The 6,783-nt window shown below is 60.8% G+C and carries 7 protein-coding genes and 1 pseudogene; 4 read left to right on the forward strand and 4 right to left on the reverse strand.

Features of this window, described 5'->3' with window-relative positions; genetic code table 11:
- Nucleotides 1-187: 187 nt before the first annotated feature.
- Nucleotides 188-715 carry a cytochrome b gene (locus tag AN478_RS00120; protein WP_054964600.1) on the reverse strand — a complete coding sequence of 176 codons (528 nt, stop codon included), beginning with the start codon at nt 713-715 and terminating at the stop codon, nt 188-190.
- A gap of 421 nt (nt 716-1,136) precedes the next feature.
- Here AN478_RS00120 and AN478_RS00125 point away from each other — a divergent pair, with 421 nt between their 5' ends.
- Nucleotides 1,137-2,105 (forward strand): Acg family FMN-binding oxidoreductase, encoded by a 969-nt coding sequence (locus tag AN478_RS00125; protein ID WP_054964601.1) that lies wholly within the window; start codon nt 1,137-1,139, stop codon nt 2,103-2,105.
- 60 nt (nt 2,106-2,165) lie between these two features.
- Here AN478_RS00125 and AN478_RS00130 read toward each other — a convergent pair whose 3' ends face one another.
- The 3 genes and pseudogenes from AN478_RS00130 to AN478_RS00140 form a co-directional block, all read right to left on the reverse strand.
- A complete protein-coding gene (locus tag AN478_RS00130; RefSeq protein WP_054964602.1) occupies nt 2,166-2,816 on the reverse strand; it encodes a DUF6064 family protein in 651 nt (216 codons plus the stop codon).
- A gap of 168 nt (nt 2,817-2,984) precedes the next feature.
- Nucleotides 2,985-3,376 (reverse strand): annotated as a pseudogene (locus AN478_RS13400) (transposase); the annotation flags it as partial.
- Nucleotides 3,377-3,473: 97 nt separating this feature from the next.
- The gene (locus AN478_RS00140) at nt 3,474-4,028 is read right to left on the reverse strand and encodes a DUF1439 domain-containing protein (RefSeq protein ID WP_054964604.1); all 555 of its coding nucleotides are present in this window, start codon (nt 4,026-4,028) and stop codon (nt 3,474-3,476) included.
- Between the two features lie 486 nt (nt 4,029-4,514).
- Between AN478_RS00140 and AN478_RS00145 the strand changes: the two genes are divergently transcribed.
- From AN478_RS00145 to AN478_RS00155, 3 genes are all read left to right on the forward strand, one after another.
- Nucleotides 4,515-4,712 (forward strand): DUF1059 domain-containing protein, encoded by a 198-nt coding sequence (locus tag AN478_RS00145; protein ID WP_054964605.1) that lies wholly within the window; start codon nt 4,515-4,517, stop codon nt 4,710-4,712.
- 180 nt (nt 4,713-4,892) lie between these two features.
- Nucleotides 4,893-5,396, forward strand: a complete 504-nt coding sequence (locus AN478_RS00150; RefSeq protein WP_054964606.1) for a hypothetical protein — start codon at nt 4,893-4,895, stop codon at nt 5,394-5,396.
- 446 nt (nt 5,397-5,842) lie between these two features.
- The gene (locus AN478_RS00155; protein WP_074471477.1) at nt 5,843-6,574 is read left to right on the forward strand and encodes a choice-of-anchor W domain-containing protein; all 732 of its coding nucleotides are present in this window, start codon (nt 5,843-5,845) and stop codon (nt 6,572-6,574) included.
- Nucleotides 6,575-6,783 lie beyond the last annotated feature (209 nt).

A 6,783-nucleotide genomic window follows, 5' to 3' on the forward strand; every position in this document is an offset into this window, starting at 1 on the left:
GGCTCTACTAAGTCGGAAGTGGTCCTAAACCTGGGAACAGGTCACTGGAAACCTACGGGGCCCGCTCTGGCAGGAAATGGAGGTCCTTTAGCCCTACACCAGGCCAGAGAAACGAGGGGAGCAAAGGCATCAAGGCGGTCACCAGGGCCGGAGTCGAACCAAACAAGCTACTCCCAGGATGCCCACATTACATATCCGAGGGGGCTTCCCGTTTTCCGCTAATCGCATAATGCCTAATTGCTCCAAAGAAATGCAAAACAAGCAATATCGGAACTACATATAGGCCGAAATTCACGTGAACCCATTCCGTAGGCTCGTGGATTACCGACAGGCTTTCCAAAGGAATACAGATCTTAAACCATCCAAACACATCCACGCATTCGTTCTCGGTCCAAAGATACAGCGGCCCCGTTATCACCTGAATAACCAGCAGGACCAGAATGGCCCTATGCACAATATAGGCAGACCACCTCTCAACGGCGGTGGGGCCGATGTTACTAGGGAAACCTTCATACCACCGGAACAAGACCCGCCATACTACGAACAGAAAAACAAAAAAGCCCAGCGAAATGTGGATTCCCAGAACGTAATCCTCAACCGCATCTGACGGGGCGGCAGCGACCGCGTAGCCCAGCGCGAGCATGACCACCACGAGAAGGGCCGTAACCCAGTGGTTGATCGCGGATATTCCCGAATAGCGGGCACGTTCCGACATATCGCCTCCTTGAAGCTCATGGACCAACCGGAAAAGGGGCTGCCTTTACCCTGGAGCCCGGCAACCCTTATAAGAGCGAATCACTGCCGGATGCCGTTGTCCAGCGAAGGCGTCCCCCACCACAGCCGCCAAAACCCACCGACCGAAAATCCGACCCCAACATAACCAGCATAGGAATTGGGGGAGACCTTGATTAACGCCGGCACGCGTACCCACCCCTCATCCTCGGCTGAGGTACGGGGGTCCTATACCTTGTTCCGTGCGGGAGGTCCTGGAGCGGGCTGGCCAGTTCGGGGGGAGGCAGGATGGGTGTTTTTTTCTTCTGCAATGCCATGGGCCTTGTCCCCACAGCCAAGGGCATTGATGGCGAATGGAGCCGAGGTAAACTGAACTATCCCCTTCCTTTGTTCGGGAGTCCGCCATGCCCCCGATTTCCGCAACCGGCACGCTCCACGACCCCCAATCCTTACTTGCCAGCGCCATTCTGGCCCCTTCCAGCCATAACACGCAGCCCTGGATCTTTCGCCTTCGAGACGGCTGCATCGAGCTGCTGGCGGACCGTACCCGAGCCCTGCCGGCAAACGATCCGGATGATCGCGAGCTCACCATAAGCTGCGGCTGCGCCCTCCTGAACCTGCGCGTAGCGGCTGCCCATGCGGGCATTGCAACGAACGTACGGCTGCTAGCGGAACCGGAGGACGAGGATCTTCTCGCCCGGGCGGAACTGGACCCGACAGAGGAAGCCGGGACTCAAGAGGCCGCGCTGTTTCCTTACATGGAAAACCGGCGAACCTTCCGCAAGCGCTTCGAAGACCGGCCGGTCCCGGACGAGGCACTGCGAGCACTGGAGCAGGCAGCGGCTCAGGAAGGGGCCCGGTTCCAGGTGTTGGCGGATGAAGCTACACGCCAAGCCACCGCGCGTCTGGTTGCGGAAGGGGACGCGGCGCAGTGGTCCAACCCAAGCTGGCGGCGCGAGCTCGCCGCCTGGATGCATCCGCGACGCCGAGGGGACGGCCTAACGGTGCCCGGGCTGATGGCCCCAGTGGCCCAGTTGGTGGTCCGCACCTTTGATATGGGACATGGTGTGGGCGCCAAGGACAGCCAACTGGCCGAGGGTTCTCCCTTGCTCGCCTTGATCGCCACCCAGGGGGACACCGTCGAGGACTGGATGCGCGCCGGACAGGCCCTGGAGCGGGCGCTGCTGGTCGCCTGCGAGCATGGGCTGCAAGCTTCCTACCTCAATCAGCCTGTGCAGGTAGCCTCCTTGCGGCCCAAGCTCCAGGAGCTAGCTGGAGGTTCGGGCTTCCCGCAGCTTCTGATCCGGCTGGGCTATCCCAGCGAGACCCTCGAAAGGACTCCGCGACGGCCGCTGGAGGACGTCATGGAGTAATAATAGGCCCAAAAGGTTGCGATTCCTTTCGGGAGACAGTTCAAACCTGTCCCGGGGCAATCAAAGGGTCCGTCCTTTTCCCGCTTCGCCTGCCCGGAACCCCAGAAGAACTCCAACTAGCCCGGAAACCAGAAGCCCGAGGTCCTGGTATACCCCGAACAGGAATGCCGCCTGGACCCCGACGACGGACCACAGTACGGGGGCCACCAGCACGTACCGGGGGAACGGCGCCCCCAGAAAACACAGCATGCCGGTGGTGAAGATGGTCGTCGGACACGGCAGGCCGAAAGTGGGGGTAGCCGGATAGCCGTGGCCAAGCACCTCGGACAGCACCGGATACACCAGGAGCGCGTACACCACCAGAACGCCACCCAGAACCCGGTAAGGGCCGGAGGCGGAGCCGAAAACCAGATTCCCCTTCATGGTGCCGGCCCACAGAAAGGCTGCCGCACCTGCCAGGAAGACCGCCCCAAACCCGTAGGCCGCGTTATTGACCGTCGCGAAAAAGGCCAAGTGGTGGGCAATCCCCGTCCAGGCCCACAGCAGAGCAAGGATTCCCGAAATCAGGCGGCTGGAGTATGGACGGGGCCAGACCAGGAGGGCAACGGCGGCCAGCGCCAACAGATTCATAAGGATCTGAACGGGCCAGACCGCCTCGTTGTATTGAATTAAAACCTCAAAGAACTGCTCGGTGGTAAAAGGGGCCTCCATTTCACCTCCCAAAAAGACCTACGTTTTCCAAAGAGAGAGGAAAAATCCAGGCCACCTGGGGGCACTGGGGCCAGTAATAGACCAGCAAAGATCCAATTTCTCACAAAACCCAACTTAAAGTGGCCGCCCCGAATATTTATCAAAACCAAAGTGGGTGTACTATAGGTTTGTTTCCGCCAACTGCTCCACCGCCAGGACGTCCCCTTCTGCCAGGCTGACCCGCCCCTCCTCCCGGTAGCGCTGGATCAGCAAGGGACCGGAGAACAGCGCCGTCCAGCGCTCCAGTACCTCGTCCGTGGTCCAGGATGCCGGCCGCTCCGCATCGACCCGCACCACCACGTGGAAGGGCAGTTGCTCATCACGGCGTACCACGCCACATCCAAAGCAAACACCGATGCAAGCCGCTGAGGCCGATTAGCGATCCAGCCGCGCCGATGCTCATAGCTAATACCGGTAACCGCGTCCTCCCCGCACAGGAAGGCGTGGCGGACGCAACGGGAGACGCAGTGGTACCAGGGGGTATCGGAGAGAGAAACCAGGGGGGAGCGGGGCTGGGTCATGGGGCAAGCCCCCTGGTAAGAACATATTGAAAACTTACCAGGGAGGCTTTCGGAGCGCAATCAAGGTGGGTGTCCCTGAGCTTGGGCTGGGTACAGCTCAGATCCCGAGTGTCAGTAAAAGTTGCTTATCCTCTACGCGGACATCCTTCAGAACCATGCGCGCAACCGCCTGCCTCGTGTCGTCGGGGTCGAGGGTATAGATGGGTTGATCCTTGTAGTATTCGGCCAGCGCTTCGGAAAGCGCCTTTTTGGCCTTTCCCATGTATTCCTCGGGTAAACCTTGTGCCTCCAAATTCTCAATAACCGGATCCGACAGATAGAATTGGCCCTTTTCTGCTCTGTAGGTAATCCCGGAGGACGCATAAACGGTACCCTCCAAAGGCTTCGAGCCCTGGTATCCGGTTATATTGAATTCGACGTCCATGCCGGCGCGGATTCTATCGGAACCCTCGACGAGATCTATTTTCGGATTGTTTAAGGTGACCTGGATGATAACCAGGTACGTCTTGGTCAGGGGCAGCTGTTCGTCCAGCTTTTTTTGTATTTCGGGTTCCGTAAGCCGGACAACATAGCCTCCGGCTGAGAAATAGTAATAGGCACCGCCCAGCAGCAGGAGGAGAATCACAGTGGCCGCCGCTGCAATTTTTTTCATGGGTACGCACCTGTAACGTCGCGAATGGAACCTCCCCCCAAGGGCCTCCCGAACAAGGGGTTCCGACCCAATATGGCCCACTCGGGCAGTTCCTTCCAGGGCGATCCTGGTCTTCTCCCCCCACAGAGTGTTGATTTGGGTATGGGGCCGCCTCCAGGCGTCGGAAAAGGCGGGGAGCCACCAGCCCAACAAGGTGGGTGTCCTTTAGCCGCCCACCTCGACGGCGTAGTGCGCTGGGCTGAGGAGGCGTAGCCGATCCGGCCGTATCCCTGGTTCAGGGAAGTGGGCCCCTTAGCTAAGGGCTGAGGGCGGGCCCGCGGCCTGGGAGAAAAGGGTATTGACTGTTTTTTCCAGGGAGCGAATCGTGGAAGGTAGAGAGTGGGGCCTACCCCGCATGCGCGTCCCCTCCGGCCTTATGGGGACTGGCCTGCCACTCCGCGGGGGCACGGGTCCGGGGACGCTAGGGAAGCCGGAAGGAGGGTTCTCATGAGCCGCCAGTACGTGGATTGCCGGGAACTGCCGAGCGAGATGGACTGCACAGTATCCATCGCCGCCGATGACCCCGAGGAGCTTATGGAGGCCGCGGTGCAGCATGCCGTCTCCGTCCACCATGAGCAGGACACCGAAGAGCTGCGCAGCAACATCCGCAAGCTCTTTCACGAGGAAACCACCCAGCAGGCCTGAACCGGGCAGCGGGCGGTCGGCCTCGGCCCTTGTGAGAACCGGCCGCCCCGCATCGAATGCCCATTCCACGAAGCCGCGGCCTCCCCTTTGCCGGTCAATGGCCGGCAGCCTGGCATCGCAGAACCCCTCCCGGAGAGCAGGCGTCCAAATAGAAGGACAATCCGCTCGAAAGGCCCGGGTATGACCCATACTCCCCTAGATTTCGAGGTCTGCATCCATGAGGCAGGCCACGCGGTGGCCGCCTGCTACTACGGCATCGATTTCCACCGGGTCCAGGTCGACTTCGACCTGGACACCGAGCAGACCACCGGCATGCTCAGCCAGGACCGCGGCACACCGACCCATGCCGGCATCTCCATATCCGGGCCCGCCGCCCTGGCCTATTACCGGGGAGAGGCCGAGCACCTCGACTTCCGTGGCATCGAATCGAGCCCGGGGGCCCGGGGCGACATCCATGCCATCTATCGCAGTTGGTACGGCAGTGCCCCCCGGACCCGCCGGGACTACTTCGGGGGCGAGTTCGCTCGGCATACCGAACGACTTTTCGGCACCGCCCTGGAAGAGATCATCGAGCCACTATTCCCCCTCATCGGGGAAACGGCGCGGCGCCTCCAGAGCCAGGAAATCCTCTCACCCGAAGAGGTGCGGCCCCTGCTGGTCGCCTGGGCAAGGGCCAGCTCTTGAATCCCCCTTCCTCGTTTGTTGGGCAAGGGGGCCCCAGCAGTTTCCAAAGCAAGGGGAGGAAACCAAGCAGGCGACCCCGTAAGCCAAGCGAGTGAGGGAACGTGCCCTCCTTCCAGGCTGGAAGGAAGTGGGTGTCCTATAGCCGCACCAGCTCCAGGTAGTCATCGAAGAGAAATTTAACAGCTCCTCGGATGCCGGATGATGCCCCTGGGCCGAGGGTCCCCCCGCTGGGAAGTACTTTGCAGCTCCGGCATAGCCTTGACATGGATTTGCGGCCGGCAAAGCAGCATATCGGGAGTTTGTCGTAAAACTTTACAGTGCATGGCGACAAAAATATTCACACCTTTCCTTATTGGGGACAGACTCCGGAGTGTCCGGGCTTGGCATAGGCCTTGCGAAGACATGGGTGAGGATAAAACTACTCCCAGCTAATGGAGGGACACACCATGCAGAAAACCGTGCATGCCATGCTCGGAATCACCGGCCTGGCCGCGGGCCTCGCCGTATCCGGAACTGCCGGGGCGGTGGCTACCGAAACGTACAATGCCGACACCGATCCTTCGGCCACCGATTTCGAGGTGGACGGCTACAGCGCGCTGCCCTTCGTGGCCGAAGGACGCATCGGCGGCCCCGGAACTCATGAGCTCGATGTAGGGAGCAATACGGCGGGGGACTATGATTCCGCGGACCACGAGTGGGGGAATGGTCCCTTTGAAACCTTCGATCTCAACTGGGATGGCGAGGATGCGCAATGGAAGGTGGGCGACGACAGTACCACCTATTCCGATTTCGATTCGCTGAACGACTTCAACAGCCTGCTGATACGTACCGCCACCCCGGGTGCGGGTACGGAGGTGGCCTTCGAGGATGTGACGCTGAATGGTTCCCCGGTGCCCGGGCTCTCCTTCAGCAATACGTATGACACGGATGCCGCCGATTCCGACCGCTTGGTGAAGTGGATGGGGATGTATGATGCCGGTGACCTGGCCCAGGGCTTCAATCTCTCTGGTTCGGTAGCCATGAGCTGGCCGGAAGGGGAGAAGCCCTCCCAGTCCAATCTGGCCTTCCAGGTCAAGGGCGCCAACCACGCCAATGAGGTGCCGGCCCCGGCCACGGGCGCGCTGCTGCTGGGGGGCCTGCTGGGCCTCTGGAAGACTGGGCGGCGCCTCAAGGCATAGCCCGTCCCTTTCCTTGTTGGATCGGAGCCGGGTTTCTCGCAGGGCCCTGCGCCGGGCGGGACCTTAGGGTCCCGCTTTTTTGGGCGCTTCGACGCGCTAAATGGATTTTTCCACTTTGCCGATGGGCGCCGCGAGCAGATAGATCATGGTGATGAAGGTCTGCTGGTTGCGGTACCCGCGGGCCCGCGCCCGGGCCGCCTGGAAGATGC

Source organism: Thiohalorhabdus denitrificans, assembly GCF_001399755.1.
Classification (GTDB): Bacteria; Pseudomonadota; Gammaproteobacteria; order Thiohalorhabdales; family Thiohalorhabdaceae; genus Thiohalorhabdus; species Thiohalorhabdus denitrificans.

What these genes read in the sequence shown, in the direction of transcription:
- AN478_RS00120 (WP_054964600.1), bottom strand. Translation starts at nt 715, where the DNA reads ATGTCGGAACGTGCCCGCTATTCGGGAATATCCGCGATCAACCACTGG.
- AN478_RS00125 (WP_054964601.1), top strand. Translation starts at nt 1,137, where the DNA reads ATGCCCCCGATTTCCGCAACCGGCACGCTCCACGACCCCCAATCCTTA.
- AN478_RS00130 (WP_054964602.1), bottom strand. Translation starts at nt 2,816, where the DNA reads ATGGAGGCCCCTTTTACCACCGAGCAGTTCTTTGAGGTTTTAATTCAA.
- AN478_RS00140 (WP_054964604.1), bottom strand. Translation starts at nt 4,028, where the DNA reads ATGAAAAAAATTGCAGCGGCGGCCACTGTGATTCTCCTCCTGCTGCTG.
- AN478_RS00145 (WP_054964605.1), top strand. Translation starts at nt 4,515, where the DNA reads ATGAGCCGCCAGTACGTGGATTGCCGGGAACTGCCGAGCGAGATGGAC.
- AN478_RS00150 (WP_054964606.1), top strand. Translation starts at nt 4,893, where the DNA reads ATGACCCATACTCCCCTAGATTTCGAGGTCTGCATCCATGAGGCAGGC.
- AN478_RS00155 (WP_074471477.1), top strand. Translation starts at nt 5,843, where the DNA reads ATGCAGAAAACCGTGCATGCCATGCTCGGAATCACCGGCCTGGCCGCG.